Source organism: Mesorhizobium sp. B2-4-14 (assembly GCF_006442155.1).
In the GTDB taxonomy this organism is placed as follows: Bacteria; Pseudomonadota; Alphaproteobacteria; order Rhizobiales; family Rhizobiaceae; genus Mesorhizobium.
Genome location: NZ_VFVA01000001.1, coordinates 216,610 through 231,570, shown reverse-complemented (window position 1 = coordinate 231,570; position 14,961 = coordinate 216,610). Strand labels below are relative to the sequence as shown.

Below are 14,961 nucleotides of genomic sequence, written 5' to 3'. Positions count from 1 at the left end.
GCGCCGATGGGTGCGCCAGGGGTTGAAGCGATGACCAGCTACGACAGGACGTCGACCGCACTCAGTGGGAATCACGTGCGCCTGAACTTCTCGTGAACCCGGAACGGCCTCTCTGTTTACAGGTTAGAACGCGTACGTTCTAACCTGGGGATATTCATGAAGAAGATTCTATTGGCATCGGTTCTGGCCCTGGCGGCCGCGTCAGCCGCGATCGTTCCGTCGCAGGCTGAAACAGTGATCGTCAAGAACGGCAAGCATCACTGCCGGACCAGGGTGGTCACGCATTGGCGGCATCACCACAAGGTGGTCGAGAAGGTCAGGGTCTGTAACTGACCATGTCCAAACAACTGACCCGGTCGGCGAAAGCCGGCCGGTTTTTTCATGCGCCTAAAACGCGGCGCGTCGAACTGGATTCATGCGACGCGCTTAGGGTCCCTTTATGCACGTCGTCGTCCCAAAAGCGATGTCACGTTTGGGCGGCATGCATTAGCTATTCCCGAGCTTGCTCGCTGCGCGCGCCAGCGCTTCGATCTCATCCCACTTGCCCGCCTTGACCATATCGTCGGGCGCGACCCAGGAGCCGCCGACGCAGATGACATTAGGCAGGCTGAGGTAGTCGGCCGCGTTCTTGCCGGTGATGCCGCCGGTCGGGCAGAATTTGACATCCGCCAGCGGCGAGGCGAAGGCCTTCAGCGAAGCGATGCCGCCGGACTGCTCGGCCGGGAAGAATTTCAGGAAGCGCAGGCCCGCCTCGCGCGCGGCCATGATCTCGCCGGGCGTGATGGCGCCGGGCAGCAGAGGGACCTCGCTGTCAGCGGCCGCAGCCAGAAGCTCGCGCGTGATGCCGGGGCTGACGATGAAGCGCGAGCCTGCGGACGCGGCTTCGTTGAATTGCCTGGCGTCCAGAATGGTGCCGGCGCCGACGATGGCCTCTTCGACCTCAGCCGCCACCTGCCGGATCGCTTCCAGAGCGTCGGCGGTTCTCAGGGTAATCTCGATCGCCGGCAGGCCGCCACGCGCCAGGGCGCGGGCCAGCGGCACGGCGTCGGCCACATCGGCGATCTTGAGGACCGGAATGACCGGCTGGCCATTGAGGAGCGACAGGAGTTTCTCGGTCTTGCTGGGCATTTGTCTCTCCATATCGTGGGCAATTCAACCGATTAGCAGACGCGTGTTTTTCTGTCCATGAAACGAAGCGTGTCGCGGTGTCACGCGTCCTGGGATGATCAAGCCGGCCATTACCATCACACACAATGACGGGCTGATGAACGGTGTCGCCTTGAATCGGTTGCCATGAGCGTCTAGTTGCTGCGGACAATGACACCGTCCGCGCCATCCCAGCCTGCCCGCGTCGCCGCGCTTTACCGGTTTGCCCGGCTGGACGCGTTCGGCGAGCTGCGCGTGCCGCTCGCGGCCTTCTGCCGCGGACGCGGTATCAAGGGCACGCTGCTCCTGGCGCATGAAGGGATCAACGGCACCGTTGCCGGCAGCGAAGCCGCGATCGCCGATCTCATCGAGCATATCGAAACTATCGATGGACTGGCTGGCCTCGAGGTCAAGTACAGCATGGCTGCGGCAATGCCGTTCCACCGCATGAAGGTGCGGTTGAAGCGCGAGATCGTCACCATGGGCGTCGAGGATATCGACCCGGCGACGAGTGCGGGGACCTATGTGGCGCCCGCCGATTGGAACGCGCTGATTTCCGAGCCCGGCACGATCGTCGTCGACACGCGCAACGCCTATGAGGTCTCGATCGGCACCTTCAAGGGCGCGGTCGATCCGGCGACCGCGAGCTTTCGCGATTTTCCGGCCTGGGTGGAAGCGCACAAGGCGGATTTCGAAGGGCGCAAGGTGGCGATGTTCTGTACCGGCGGCATACGCTGCGAAAAGGCGACCGCCTATGTCAGGTCGCTCGGCTTCGAGGACGTCTTCCACCTCAAGGGCGGTATCCTCAAATATCTCGAGGAGGTTCCGGCGGAGCAGAGCCTGTGGCAGGGCGAGTGCTTCGTCTTCGACGAGCGGGTTTCCGTATCGCACGGCCTCGCCGAGGGCGAAGCGGAACTGTGTCGAGCCTGCCGCCACCCGGTGACGGCCAGCGAGCTGACGTCGCCGAAATATGCCACGGGCGTTTCCTGCCCGCATTGCTTCGACGTCCGTTCGGACGAAGACCGCAAGCGCTATGCGGAGCGCCAGCGGCAGGTGGCGCTGGCCGAGGCGCGCGGCAAGGGACCGCATATCGGATCGTGATCGAGCATCCGGGCCGGCTGTCATTGCAATGTCAAGCTTCGGGACCTACGTCTTCGGCGTCGAAACCTGCCCGTTCGGCCGGGCTCATGCTGGAGGCATTGAATGTTCGATCCCAAGAAGCTTCTCGACGATCTGCTCGGCTCGCAAATTCCCGGCACCAGCGGCACTGTCCGCGACAAGGCCGGGCAGGCGGTGCAGATGGCCAAGGACAACCCGTTGGCCGCGGGCGCGCTGGCGGCGGTGCTGCTTGGAACGGGTGCCGGCCGCGAAGTGACGGGTGCAGCCGTGAAGCTCGGCGGGCTCGCCGCGATCGGCGGCCTCGCCTACAAGGCCTACCAGAATTACAAGGCCGGCAACGCGCCGGAGCAAGCGCCAGCCGCCGGCGAACCGGAATTGCTGCCGCCGCCCAAGGACACGGCCTTCCATCCGTCGCAGGCGCCGCAAGGCGAGGATGAATTCACGCTGACGCTGGTGCGGGCGATGATCTCGGCCGCCAAGGCCGATGGCCATGTCGACGACGACGAGCGCAAGAAGATCGCCGGCAAGCTCAGCCTTGCAGGGATTGGCGCCGAGGCCGAGAAATTCCTGATGGCCGAACTGGAGAAGCCGCTCGATCTCGACACGCTGGTGGCCGGCGCCCATACCGACGCACAGAAGCTCGAACTTTACACCGCCTCGCGCCTGACCATCGATCCGGACACACGCGCCGAGCGCGGCTATCTCGACCTGCTCGCCGGACGGCTGGGCCTGCCGGACGCGCTGGTCGACCATGTCGAGGCGACGGTTTCAGCGGCCAAGGTGCCGGCGGCCAAGGCGGGCACCTCGCCCAATCCGCGCTGGTAGGCCAAAACGGCACAGGCCACGTTTCCAGCGTTAACCTTTCATTAACTCAGGAAGCGCATCATTCTACACAGTCGGATCGGCTTTTCCTCCTCCCAAGCCCGATTCAGATCAGGGCGGTCGCCAATGACCGCCCTTTTTGTCGGCGGGTAGCTGCGCCGAAAACTGGCCCCGATCATCCCCCGAAGTCCGTTCCCAAACAGCAAAACCGGCACCTTTTTGGGTGCTTCAGGGAACGCGCCGCACGCTTTGCTATTGTCTTACGCATGCCATTGTCCCAAAACCGCTACGCGCTTTTTGGTCGACGTACATTCGGAGGACAGCCATGACCGAGCAGAAAACCGCCATCGTCACTGGCGCCGGCACGGGCATCGGCAAAAGCGTCGCTACGGCGCTGCTCAAGGCGGGCTGGAACACGGTGTTCTGCGGTCGGCGCAAATCGGTGCTGGACGCGGCGGTCGCCGAGGCCGGGCCGACGGAGGCCAAGGCGCTGGCGGTTGCATGCGACATCAGCAAGGCCGGCGAAGTCGATGACCTCTTCGAGACGGTGGCGGAGGCTTTTGGCCGCGTCGACCTGCTCTTCAACAATGCCGGTATGGGCTACAAGTCGACGCCGATCGACGAGATCCCGGTCGCGGTGTGGGACGAGATCGTCGGGGTCAACCTCACAGGTTCGTTCCTGTGCGCGCGCGCCGCCTTCGGCGCCATGCGCAAGCAGCGGCCGATGGGCGGCCGCATCATCAACAACGGCTCGGTGTCGGCCTATGCGCCGCGCCCGGGCTCGGCGCCCTATACGGCCACCAAGCATGCTATCACCGGGCTGACCAAGACGCTGGCGCTCGACGGCCGCCCCTATGACATCGCCTGTGGCCAGATCGACATCGGCAACGCGCTGACCGACATGGCGCAGCCGATGACCGTCGGCGTGCCGCAGGCCAACGGCTCCATCGCCGCCGAAGCGGTGATGGATGTCCAGCATGTCGCGAATGCCGTCCTCCACATGGCCAGCCTGCCGCTCGACGCCAATGTGCTGTTCATGACCGTGATGGCGACCAAGATGCCGTTTGTCGGGCGCGGCTGAGCAGCGGATGCCGGCGGGGCTTTCGCCGCCGGTTCATTTGCCCGCCAGCGGCACGCCGGGCTTGAAGAGCAAAATCGGCCTGATCTCGTAAACGGCTGTAGGATTGACGCGGCGAAGGTCGCGGGCGATCACGATGGCGTCGTCTCTCGTGGCGCAGTCGACGACATAGAGGCCGAGCAACTGTTCCTTGGTCTCGGCGAAAGGGCCGTCGAGGATCACGCCGTCGCCCGGGCCGCGCAGCGTGCACGCATCCTGTGTCGCTCCCAGACGCGCGGAGGGTCCAAGCGTACCTTCCTCGTGAAGCCGGGTGTTTATCTTCAGCAACTCGGCCATCAGCGCCGCATCTTCCTGCGGCGTCAGCGCCTTGATCGCGTCTTCGACGTGATAGGCAAGGATTGCATAGAACATCCGGGGTCCCTCATCTTTTCTGATCCGCGGAAGTCGTAGCCGTTTTCGGCATGCCCGCCCAGCCTTGGCCAAGCGCCTCCGGACGGCTCATGACACCGCCGTGGCGGCCGGCCGTAACCTATCTCGACGAGGAGACCGGCCCGCCTTGAGCCTCACTTCGCCAGGAACGCTCCGATCCTGTCCAGCGCGCGCAAAATGTTTTCCTCGGAGTTGGCGTAGGAGAGCCTGACATAGCCTTCGCCGAGAATGCCGAAATCGGGACCGCCGATCAGCGCCACGCCGGCATCGTCAAGCAAGGCGGAGGCGAGCTTCTTGGCCTTCCAGCCGGTCTTCGACACGTTGGGGAAGGCATAGAACGCGCCCTTCGGCGTGATGCAGGAGATGTTAGGCAAGGCGTTCAACCCTTCGACGACGACCTTCCGGCGCCGGTCGAAAGCACGCATCATCTTGTCGACGTCGTCCTGCGGGCCGTCGATGGCCGCGATGCCGGCGAACTGGCTCGGCGCGTTGACGCAGGACCAGCAATTGACCGCCAGCTTGCGCACCTTGTCATAGAGATGGGCACCCTTGTCGCCGTTGGGCCAGATCGACCAGCCCATGCGCCAGCCGGTCATCGCCCAGGTCTTGGACCAGCCGTTGAGCACGATCAGGCGGTCGCGGATCTCGGGGTAGCGGAGCAGCGAACAATGCGTCTCGCCGTCATAGGTCATCACGTCGTAGATCTCGTCGGAGAGGACGGCGACGTCGGGGTGCTTTTCCAGCCCCTTGACCAACTTTTCGATCTCGGCGCGCGGCGTCACGCCGCCGGTCGGGTTGGCCGGCGAGTTGAGGATCAGCAGCCTGGTCTTTTTGGTGATCAGCGCCAGCGTCTCCTCGGCGGAGAAGGCAAAGCCGTTCTCCTCGCGCATCGGCACAGGAATGGGGGCCGCACCGGTGAACTCGATCATCGAGCGGTAGATGGGAAAGCCGGGGTCCGGATAGAGGATCTCGGCGCCGGGTTCGCCGAACATCAGGATGGCGGTGAACATGGTCGGCTTGCCGCCGGGCAGGATCATCACCGCTTCGGGCGAGACCTCGACGCCGGTGGTGGTCAGCGTGCGCCGCACCACCGCTTCGCGCGTCGCCAGAAGCCCGTTGGCCGGCGTGTAGCCGTGATGGCCGTCACGCAGCGCCTTGATCGCGGCTTCGACGATGTGCTGCGGCGTCTTGAAGTCGGGCTGGCCGATACCGAGGTTGACGATGTCGCGGCCTTGGCCCGCCAGCGCCGTCGCCCGCGCCAGCACGGCAAAGGCGTTTTCCTCGCCGAGACGATCGAAGGCCGAAATCGTGTGGAGCATTTTTCCCGTCCGTGTGGTTCTTACTGTGGGGTCGCGTTTTTGTGAGCCTAGCCAGGCAAAAGTCAAATGATTGGAGCTTTCAGTGTCGGAAAATCTCAAGGATTGGCAACCGCGTCCGCGACCCGCGCGCAAGGTGATCGACGGTCAATATGTCCGGCTCGAACCGCTGAGTGCCGCAAAGCACGGCGATGGCCTCTATGAAGCGTCCTCGGTTTCCGACATCGACGGCCGCTTCGCCTGGCTGCCGGACTATCCACCGGAAACCCGCGCCGCCTTCCAGCCTTGGCTGGACAAGGTCGAAGCCAGTGAGGATCCGCTGTTCTTCACCGTCATCGACAAGGCCAGCGGCAAGGTCGCAGGCCGCCAGACGCTGATGCGCATCGATCCCGCCTACGGCGTTATCGAGATCGGCAATATCTATTGGGGCCCACTGATTTCACGAAAGCCGGCGGCGACGGAAGCGCAGTTCCTGTTCATGAAATACATCTTCGACGAGCTCGGCTATCGGCGCTACGAATGGAAATGCAACAACCGCAACGAGCCGTCGAAGCGGGCGGCGGAACGCTTCGGTTTCAAGTTCGAGGGCATTTTCCGCCAGCATCTCATCGTCAAGGGTGAAAACCGCGATACCGCGTGGTATTCGATCATCGACAAGGAGTGGCCGGCCCTTCGCAAAGCCTATGAGGCGTGGCTCGATCCGGCCAATTTCGACGGCGCCGGCCAGCAAAAGCGACGGCTCGAGGATTTTCGAGCGGAGTTCGGGGCGTAATGCACTTCCAGGAAAAGTGCGTGGCGGTTTTCCGTCCGGAATTGCGTGGTAACAAAGCGCTTCAGGAGTCTGCCATTGGCGCATGCCCATTCCCACGACCATAGCGGGCATGATCACGGGGCCCGCCATGTGCAAGGCTCGACCGACAAGAAGCGCGTTCTGATCGCGGCCTGCCTGACGGCGGGCTTCATGGTGGCGGAAGCGTTTGGCGGTCTTTTCACCGGGTCGCTGGCGCTGCTGGCGGACGCCGGCCACATGCTTGCCGACGCCATCGCGCTCGGCCTTGCCTGGTATGCGTTTCATCTCGTGGACCGGCCGGGGACGGGCCGTCTCACCTACGGCTTCGGCCGGGTGAAGACGCTGGTCGCCTATACCAACGGCATCGCCATCTTCGTTATCGCGCTCTGGATCGTCTATGAGGCGTGGGAGCGCCTGCAGAGGCCGCCGCCGGTGCTGGGCGGACCGATGCTGGTCGTGGCGGTGCTCGGTCTGCTGGTCAATATAGGCTCCTTCCTGGCGCTGCATGGCGGCGATCGCGAGAGCCTCAACATGCGCGGCGCCATATTGCATGTGCTTGGCGACCTGCTGGGCTCGGCCGCGGCGATCGTGGCGGCGGTTGTCATCCTTGCGACCGGCTGGACGCCGATCGACCCGATCCTGTCGGTGCTCGTCGCGTTGCTGATCCTGTCGACGGCATGGTCGCTGATGCGTGCCGCGGCCCATGTGCTGCTCGAAGGCGTGCCGGAGAGCCTTGACCGGGATCTCATCGCCAGGGACCTCGAAAAGACCATCCAGGGCGTGCGTGAAGTGCACCATATGCACATCTGGTCGCTCGACGGCGCCAGCAACATGGCGACGCTGCATGCCTGCCTGGACGAAGGCGTCGACGCGCACCAGGCGGTCAGCGCCATCAAGAAGCGGCTTGCCAGCGAGCACGCCATCAGCCATGCCACCGTGGAACCGGAGTTCGGCCAATGCGCCGACGACGGCGACGGTCATGAGTATGAGCCCGATGCGGCCGCGCCTCACGGCCACCACCACTAGGCCCGGTCAATGACCGGCCCTGTCTCAGGAGTTCCACTGCCTTGGAAGCCAGCTTGACCAACGCCCGCCGCCCTGGTGCAGCCTAATGGACCGAGATACCAGGAATTCGGCCATCGCTGCGCTGTTGATCATACTTCTGTTCGGCACGGCGGCCTTTTATCTGCCGACCGTGATGCTGGCACTCGGCAGCCTTTCGACAGTGCTCGCGGGCATTTTCGGCGTCGTCTTCGTGCTGGCGTTTTTTACGGTTTTCTGGCTGCGGGCCCGCAGCCAGCGCAAGAACCAGGACAAATAAGGGAAGTTTGACATGCGCATTCTGATCACCGGCGCCGCGGGCATGGTCGGCCGCAAACTCATCGCCCGGCTGGCCAAGGACGGCACGCTGCGCGGCAAGAAGATCACCGCACTCGAACTGCACGACATCGTGCCGCCGCAGGCGCCGACCCTCGACGGTGTCAGCATCCATACCCATACCGGCGATCTCGCCGAGGCGGGCGCCGCCGAAAGCCTGGTCGCGTCGCGTCCCGACGTCATTTTCCACCTCGCCGGCATCGTGTCCGGCGAGGCGGAAGCCAATTTCGATCTCGGCTACCGCGTCAATCTCGACGGGACGCGGGCGCTGTTCGATGCCATCCGGTTGGGGGGCTTTGCGCCGCGCATCGTCTTCACCTCATCGATCGCCGTGTTCGGCGCGCCGTTCCCGGATGTCATCCCCGATGACTTCCACCCGACGCCGCTGACCTCCTACGGCACGCAGAAACAGATGAGCGAGGCGCTGCTGGCCGACTATACCAGGCGCGGTTTCTTCGACGGCATCGGCATCCGGCTGCCGACGATCTGCGTGCGGCCAGGCAAGCCCAACAAGGCGGCCTCCAGCTTCTTCTCCGGCATCATCCGCGAGCCGCTGAGCGGCCACGAGGCGATCCTGCCGGTGCCGCGCTCGGTCGTGCACACCCATGCCAGCCCGCGCTCGGCCGTGAACTTCCTGATCCATGCGGCTGAAATCGATGGTGCGGCTGTCGGGCCGCGCCGTAACCTGACGATGCCGGGCGTCGCCGTCACCGTCGGCGAGCAGATCGAGGCGCTGGAACGCATTGCCGGCGCGAAGGCAGTGAAGTTGATCCGCGAGGAGCCAGATGAGACGATCTGGGCGATCGTCAAGGGCTGGCCGACGCGGTTCGAGGCGCGGCGGTCACGAGAACTCGGTTTTGTGGCCGAGAAGAGTTTCGACGAGATCATCCGCGCCCATATCGAGGATGAACTCGGCGGCAAGATTCCCGGTTAACCGTCTGCGGGCCCCCATCACGTTCGATCGGGATGGGACAGGCCTAGACGCTGCCCGTCAGGCTCGCTGAAAGCAACAACAGTCCGAACAGGAAGACGAAGGCGGCGCCGCCGATCTCGACGACCGAATGGATGCGGTTGCCCATGCGGCCGTCGCCGGCGAAATAGACCGCCCAGTTCTTGGCGGTCACCGCGACCGTCGCCAGCGCGGACACAGTGATCGCGGTTCCGATCGACATCGCCAGCACTGACAGCAGCCCACCGAGCCAGAGCCCGTTGAGCAGTGCGAAGCTCAGCACGATCAGCGCGCCGGAGCAGGGGCGGATGCCAACCGCCGCCACCGCCGTCCAGGCCGTGCGCCAGTCGAAGCGGTCGCCCGACAGCAGCGCCGGATCGGGCGCATGCGAGTGGCCGCAGGTTTCGCAGACTTCGCCGGCCGCATGGCCATGATGCGCATGATCGCGCGCGCCATGGTCATGGTGGTGGTCATGCGCGCCGTGATGGTCGTGCGAATGGCCATGTGCATGGTCGTGGTCTTCATGAACGTGCAGCGCATGCGAATGAGCATGCGCCGAATGAGCAGCATGCGAATGGCTGGCGTGGGAATGCCCGGCATGAGCCGCCGACAGGCTGTAAGCGGGCGCCCCGCCGAACAGGCGCGTGATGGAAGGACCGAGCTTGCGCCACAGCAGCCAGGCGCCGAACAGCGTGACAAAGACAAAGCTCATGATCTCCATGAACCAGGCCGCGTCGGTCATCGAGACGGCCGTGCCGCGCAGCACGAAATAAGCGAGCGCCATCACCGCTACCGCGGTCAGACCCTGCAGCAGGGCCGAGACGAAGGACAACAGGATGCCGCGCCGCAGCGCCACTTCATTGGCCACCATGTAGGACGAGATCACCGCCTTGCCGTGGCCGGGGCCGGCGGCGTGGAAGATGCCGTAGGCGAAGGACAGGCCGACGAGTATCCAGATCTTGCTGCCGTCCTGGCGCATCGCCTTCATGGCCGTCGCCAGCGCACGATAGAATTCCTGTTGCCTCAGATTGATCCACATCAGGACGTGGGCGAACGGACCAGTGCTGGGCGCCATGCCGTCATTGACGCCGATGCCCAGCGAACTCTGGGCGTGCGCGGCGTTGGCGAAATGCATCGTGACAAAGGTGAGGGCCAACAGGCCGAATGCCAAACGCAGGGACGGTTTCGTCACCGGGTTCATCCTTCTGGCTGACAGTTCAGTTCGAGCTTGGTGGCAAAGATCTTGCTCATGTTGGTGCCTGTGGGGTCGTTGAAGAAGGCATCCGTCAGGGTTTTCTGGTTTTCCTTGATGGCTTCGTCCGGATCCGGCCGGATGACCTTGCTGGCGCAGTTCGGCGGCAGGCCTTCGACCGTGATGTTGGAATCCTCGGTGAAATCGATCGCCGTATAGAAGGTCGGATCGTAGACGCCGATGTCGACCTTGCCGGTCAGCTTGATCGGCACCTTGGGTTCGGACTCGAACAGGATGATCAATTGGTCGTTGTCGAAATTGGCCATCAGATGTGGAGGCGGCACCATCGTCACGTCCTTGCCGTTCTGCGTGACGAGTTGGAAATAATTGAATTCGGCCAGAGAGGCATGAACGGTGTCGGCGACCTCCTTCAGCTCCTTGTCATCAAGCTTCAGGTCGGAGTTCTTGTCGAACTCCATCATCACCGTACTCGAAAACAGGTCGTCGAAGCGCCAGAGATGGCGTAGCGCTTTCACGCTTTGGTGATCCGGAGACAGGATCACGTCGAGCCGCGCCTCGGCGAAAACATGCGGATGCACATAAGCCGGCCCCGTGGCGGCAAGAGTCGCCGCCAAGCCCGAAGCCAACATGATTGCGTGCCGTTTCAGGTGCATTCCCGGTCGCGATTCCCTTGGCTTCGGAGAAAGCCCGACAGTTACCACAAAGGGGGCGAAATTGGGACCGCGAGACGATTGAAACGGATCAAGCAATCTCACGCGTCCTGAACCACTGCACCAGGAAGTCGACGAAAACGCGGACCTTGGCCGGCAAATAGCGGCGGTGCGGGTAGACGGCGAAGATGCCGCCGCCGGACAGGATGCGGTCGTCAAGCACCGTCACCAACTGGCCGCTCTTGAGATCGGGCGCGGCGATGAAATCCGGCAGGATGCAAAACCCGAGCCCCGACATGGCGGCGGCGCGCGCCGCCATCGGGCTGTTGACCTCGATAGGGCCGGACACGGCGACGCTCAACTGATCGTTGTTGTCGCCCTTGAACGCCCAGTTGTTCAATCCGCGGCCATTGGTGTCGACGATGCAAGGCATGTGGCCGAGATCCTGCGGCCGTGTCGGCATGCCATGCTTGGCGATCAGCTCCGGCGACGCGCAGAGCTTTACGGAGAATGGCGCCAGCCGTCTGGCGATCAGCGACGAGTTCTCCAGACGCGATATGCGCACCGCGAGATCGAAGCCTTCCTCGACCAGGTCGACGAAGCGGTCGTCGAGCTGGATGTCGAGCACGATGTCGGGGTGCTGCTTGGCGAAATCGATCAGCGACTGGCCGACCGGCGCGTCGGCGAAGGTGCGCGGCGCCGACAGCTTGATCCGGCCGCGCACATCGCCGGAGGATTCGCGCACCGCGTCGGCCAGGCTATCGACTTCGCGCACGATCTCCGAGGCGCGCCGGTAATAGGTATGACCGGCCTCGGTCATCGAAAACTGGCGCGTGGTGCGGTTCAAGAGCAGCGCGCCGAGCTCGTCCTCCAGCTCGCGTACATATTTCGACAACAGCGCCTTGGAGCGGCCGATCTTGCGCGCCGCCGCCGAAAAGCCCTCGGCCTCGACCACATCGATGAAGGCACGCATGCGGGTCAGTGTGTCCATGGATCAGGCCTTTCGTGCGGCGTCCAAAGCGCGTCGCGTCGAAGCGGATTCATGCGACGCGCTTTGAGTTTTTGTTTGATGCATGTCGTCATCGCAAAACCGAGGTCACTTTTGCGCGACATGCATTAGAAGTTTTCGGCCGAGCCGTATCAGGGCAATGTCGCTGCCGGAAGGGCCCAGCAGCGACAGGCCGAACGGAGCGCCGGCGACCGAGCCGATGGGCAGGGTGATCTGTGGAAAGCCCGACAGGCCGGCAAGGCACAGAAGATGCAGCGCCCGCTCGCGATAGGCCTGGAACTGCTCGGGTGTGCTGTCCACATAGGGCGCCGGCCCCGGCACCGTCGGCAGGATGAGGAATCCGTCCTCGCCGAGCAGGGCGCCGAGTTCGCCGCGGAAGGTCAGCCGGCGCACCCTCTCGGCCTGTGCCGTGCGGTCATCGACGGCACGGCCAAAGCCGAATCGCTCCTCGACGCCGGGGCCGAGGTCGCGCTCGCCGCTGGTGATCCATTCGCCATGCACCGCCCAGGCCTCCCTGGCCTGCAGCCGGCGAAAGCACCAGTAGAGTTCATCCGGGGAAGAGCTGAAGCGCGTCGTCGGCGTCGCCGGCGCGCCGAAGACCGCGCTCGCCAGCGCCGTCATCCCGGCATATTCGTCGAGCGCCGGCCGGGCGACCATCTCGTCCAGCCAGGCGAGCGTCAGCGGACGGTCCAGCGTGTGCTGGTGCGGGTCGCGGCTGAGCAGAAGCTTGCCGACGGCTTCGTTGGTATCGATGTAATTCGCGAACCAGCCGAATGTGTCGAAGCTCGGCGCCAGCTTCATGGTGCCGTCGAGAGAGATGCGGCCATGTGTGGTGCGCAGCCCGATCAGCCCGCAAAAACTCGCCGGCGCGCGGATCGAGCCGCCGGTGTCGGAGCCGGTGGCGATATCGGCCAGCCCACCCGCGACCGCCGCCGCCGACCCCGACGACGAGCCGCCGGTGACGCGGTCGGGCGCGGCAGGGTTTACCGGAAACGGGAAATGCGCGTTCTGGCCGAACAGCGCGAAGGCAAGCTCGTCGGTCTGGGTCTTGCCGACAAAGCGCGCGCCGGCATCAAGAATCATCTGGATGGCGGGGGCGGTGCGCGAGGCGGCAGGGCTTTCAGCGAATTTCCGCAAATTTCCGCAGCCGGTGCGGTAGCCGGCAACGTCGTAGATGTCCTTGACGGCCAGCCGCAGTCCGGCGAGCGGGCCGAGCTTGGCATGCGCCACCGGCACTTGGCGAAGATCGAGAAAGGCGTTGAGAGGGCCGTGCGTGCCTGTCATTGTTCGATATCCGGATACGTTTGCGCCAACATTGTTCGGTGCCGGAAATTTTACAACCTGAGATACGATTTTTATTGATTGTGACGGCCACCGGCCATATATCGCGCTTGCCCAAAGTCGCACGTGCCTGTGGGTGTCCGCCGATCCTCGAATGGTGAGGGCAATCGGTAAGGTAACTGGAGCTAACCCCTCCAGTCGGTTTAGCGGCCAACCGCCAGACCGAGGACACCTTGAAGCAACGACGGTGCGGGCCTTTCTGGTTCTCTGCCGGTTGTCCAAAGACCGGGGTTACTGAAGAGGCACACCTTCATTGCCGGCAGTGCGGAACGGGGTTCTCCCAATCCAAGCCAAGGCAGACAAAGCGAACCGAAGCCGGGCAAGGCTAGGTTCATCGCCGCGAGACGGCGTTTCATGGTTCCGGGGTCTCCACCGGCTGGTTCCATGGATTTTCCGTCCCGCCTTTGTTTGACCGCGTGTTCGCGAGGCCGACAGCCCGCGTCCGCACCCTTGCGCGCGCCGAAAGGCGTGATGGAGATACCGATGGCTACCCAGCGCATCCTCGACTTTCTCGCCACCCGACGTCCGACCGGCCCGTGCCTCGTCGTCGATCTCGATGTCGTGCGCGACAATTTCCGCGCCTTCGAGAAGGCGCTGCCCGATTCCAAGATCTACTATGCGGTGAAAGCAAACCCGGCGCCGGAGATCCTGCGCCTGCTTGCTGCGATGGGCTCGTCCTTCGACACCGCATCCGTTGCCGAAGTCGAGATGGCGATGGACGCCGGTGCGCCGGCCGACCGCATCTCCTTCGGCAACACCATCAAGAAGGAGCGTGACATCGCCCGCGCTTACCAGCTCGGCATCCGGCTGTTCGCGGTCGACTGCGTCGAGGAGGTCGAGAAGATCGCCCGCGCCGCTCCCGGCGCGCGCGTGTTCTGCCGCGTGCTGACCGATGGCGAGGGTGCCGAATGGCCGCTGTCGCGCAAGTTCGGCTGCGTGCCGGCCATGGCCGTCGACGTGCTGCGCCATGCCAAGGGCCTCGGCCTCGACGCCTATGGCGTGTCGTTCCATGTCGGCTCGCAGCAGACCGACCTGACCGCCTGGGACCGTGCGCTCGCCGACGCCAAGACGGTGTTTTCGACGCTGGCCGAGGAAGGCATCGTACTCAAGATGGTCAATATGGGCGGCGGTTTCCCGACCCGTTATCTGAAGGACGTGCCGGTGGCGCAAGCCTATGGCCAGGCGATCTTCTCGGCGCTGCGCAAGCATTTCGGCAATGCGCTGCCCGAGACCATCATCGAGCCGGGCCGCGGCATGGTCGGCAATGCCGGCGTCATCAAGTCGGAAGTCGTGCTGATCTCGAAGAAGGCCGACAACGACAATGTGCGCTGGGTGTTCCTCGACATCGGCAAGTTCGGCGGTCTGGCCGAGACGATGGACGAGGCGATCCGCTACCCGATCGTCACCGCGCATGACGGCGGCGAGACCGCGCCTTGCGTGCTCGCCGGCCCGACCTGCGATTCGGCCGATGTGATGTACGAGAAGACGCCGTACCCGCTGCCTCTGTCGCTGACCATCGGCGACGAGGTGCTGATCGAAGGCACCGGCGCTTACACGACCACCTATTCGGCGGTCGCTTTCAACGGCTTCGAGCCTCTCCGATCCTACGTGATCTGACGGTTCGAAAGAGCCGGTCAGATCATCCCAGGTGGGCGCCTGTCGCCCGCCCGGGTTCGCTTGTGGAACAGATCTCCGCTCGTGAAGGATTGCGGAAATGGACAT

General features: G+C 64.1%; 16 protein-coding genes. 9 read left to right on the top strand and 7 right to left on the bottom strand.

The window, feature by feature from the left end; all coding sequences use genetic code 11:
- The first annotated feature begins 156 nt into the window (after window positions 1-156).
- Window positions 157-333 carry a hypothetical protein gene (locus FJ938_RS29285; protein ID WP_181165494.1) on the top strand — a complete coding sequence of 59 codons (177 nt, stop codon included), beginning with the start codon at window positions 157-159 and terminating at the stop codon, window positions 331-333.
- 153 nt (window positions 334-486) lie between these two features.
- On the opposite strand, the gene FJ938_RS01155 is transcribed toward FJ938_RS29285, so the two are convergent.
- On the bottom strand, window positions 487-1,128 hold the full coding sequence (locus tag FJ938_RS01155; RefSeq protein ID WP_140690433.1) for a 2-dehydro-3-deoxy-phosphogluconate aldolase: 642 nt from the start codon (window positions 1,126-1,128) through the stop codon (window positions 487-489).
- Window positions 1,129-1,317: 189 nt separating this feature from the next.
- On the opposite strand from FJ938_RS01155, the gene FJ938_RS01150 reads away from it, so the two are divergent.
- The 3 genes from FJ938_RS01150 (at window position 1,318) to FJ938_RS01140 (ending at window position 4,168) form a co-directional block, all read left to right on the top strand.
- Window positions 1,318-2,247: a rhodanese-related sulfurtransferase gene (locus FJ938_RS01150; RefSeq protein WP_140690634.1), complete on the top strand. Its 930-nt coding sequence runs from the start codon at window positions 1,318-1,320 to the stop codon at window positions 2,245-2,247.
- Window positions 2,248-2,349: 102 nt separating this feature from the next.
- Window positions 2,350-3,090, top strand: a complete 741-nt coding sequence (locus tag FJ938_RS01145; RefSeq protein ID WP_140690431.1) for a tellurite resistance TerB family protein — start codon at window positions 2,350-2,352, stop codon at window positions 3,088-3,090.
- Window positions 3,091-3,412: 322 nt separating this feature from the next.
- Window positions 3,413-4,168 (top strand): SDR family oxidoreductase, encoded by a 756-nt coding sequence (locus tag FJ938_RS01140; protein ID WP_140690428.1) that lies wholly within the window; start codon window positions 3,413-3,415, stop codon window positions 4,166-4,168.
- 33 nt (window positions 4,169-4,201) lie between these two features.
- Here FJ938_RS01140 and FJ938_RS01135 read toward each other — a convergent pair whose 3' ends face one another.
- Window positions 4,202-4,576, bottom strand: coding sequence for a YciI family protein (locus FJ938_RS01135; protein WP_140690426.1), 375 nt, complete (start codon window positions 4,574-4,576; stop codon window positions 4,202-4,204).
- A 152-nt stretch (window positions 4,577-4,728) separates the two neighbouring features.
- A complete protein-coding gene (locus FJ938_RS01130) occupies window positions 4,729-5,913 on the bottom strand; it encodes a pyridoxal phosphate-dependent aminotransferase (RefSeq protein WP_140690423.1) in 1,185 nt (394 codons plus the stop codon).
- 82 nt (window positions 5,914-5,995) lie between these two features.
- Here FJ938_RS01130 and FJ938_RS01125 point away from each other — a divergent pair, with 82 nt between their 5' ends.
- From FJ938_RS01125 to denD, 4 genes are all read left to right on the top strand, one after another.
- Window positions 5,996-6,682 carry a GNAT family protein gene (locus FJ938_RS01125; protein ID WP_140690420.1) on the top strand — a complete coding sequence of 229 codons (687 nt, stop codon included), beginning with the start codon at window positions 5,996-5,998 and terminating at the stop codon, window positions 6,680-6,682.
- Window positions 6,683-6,757: 75 nt separating this feature from the next.
- Window positions 6,758-7,726, top strand: a complete 969-nt coding sequence (locus tag FJ938_RS01120) for a cation diffusion facilitator family transporter (RefSeq protein WP_140690417.1) — start codon at window positions 6,758-6,760, stop codon at window positions 7,724-7,726.
- 85 nt (window positions 7,727-7,811) lie between these two features.
- The gene (locus FJ938_RS01115; protein WP_140607247.1) at window positions 7,812-8,021 is read left to right on the top strand and encodes a hypothetical protein; all 210 of its coding nucleotides are present in this window, start codon (window positions 7,812-7,814) and stop codon (window positions 8,019-8,021) included.
- 12 nt (window positions 8,022-8,033) lie between these two features.
- Entirely contained in the window at window positions 8,034-9,011 is a 978-nt protein-coding gene (denD, locus tag FJ938_RS01110; RefSeq protein ID WP_140607246.1) for a D-erythronate dehydrogenase, read from the top strand.
- Between the two features lie 43 nt (window positions 9,012-9,054).
- Here the strand turns inward: denD and FJ938_RS01105 are convergent, their stop codons facing one another.
- From FJ938_RS01105 to FJ938_RS01090, 4 genes are all read right to left on the bottom strand, one after another.
- On the bottom strand, window positions 9,055-10,227 hold the full coding sequence (locus FJ938_RS01105) for a nickel/cobalt transporter (RefSeq protein WP_140607245.1): 1,173 nt from the start codon (window positions 10,225-10,227) through the stop codon (window positions 9,055-9,057).
- Window positions 10,224-10,892 carry a DUF1007 family protein gene (locus tag FJ938_RS01100; RefSeq protein WP_140607244.1) on the bottom strand — a complete coding sequence of 223 codons (669 nt, stop codon included), beginning with the start codon at window positions 10,890-10,892 and terminating at the stop codon, window positions 10,224-10,226. The genes FJ938_RS01105 and FJ938_RS01100 overlap by 4 nt, the downstream gene beginning before the upstream one ends.
- An 88-nt stretch (window positions 10,893-10,980) precedes the next feature.
- Complete coding sequence (locus FJ938_RS01095; RefSeq protein ID WP_140690414.1) at window positions 10,981-11,880, bottom strand: LysR family transcriptional regulator; 900 nt, start codon at window positions 11,878-11,880, stop codon at window positions 10,981-10,983.
- A gap of 105 nt (window positions 11,881-11,985) precedes the next feature.
- Entirely contained in the window at window positions 11,986-13,182 is a 1,197-nt protein-coding gene (locus FJ938_RS01090) for an amidase (protein ID WP_140690411.1), read from the bottom strand.
- A gap of 540 nt (window positions 13,183-13,722) precedes the next feature.
- Here FJ938_RS01090 and odc2 point away from each other — a divergent pair.
- A complete protein-coding gene (gene odc2 / locus FJ938_RS01085) occupies window positions 13,723-14,856 on the top strand; it encodes an ornithine/lysine decarboxylase (RefSeq protein ID WP_140607241.1) in 1,134 nt (377 codons plus the stop codon).
- The last annotated feature ends 105 nt before the right edge of the window (window positions 14,857-14,961 follow it).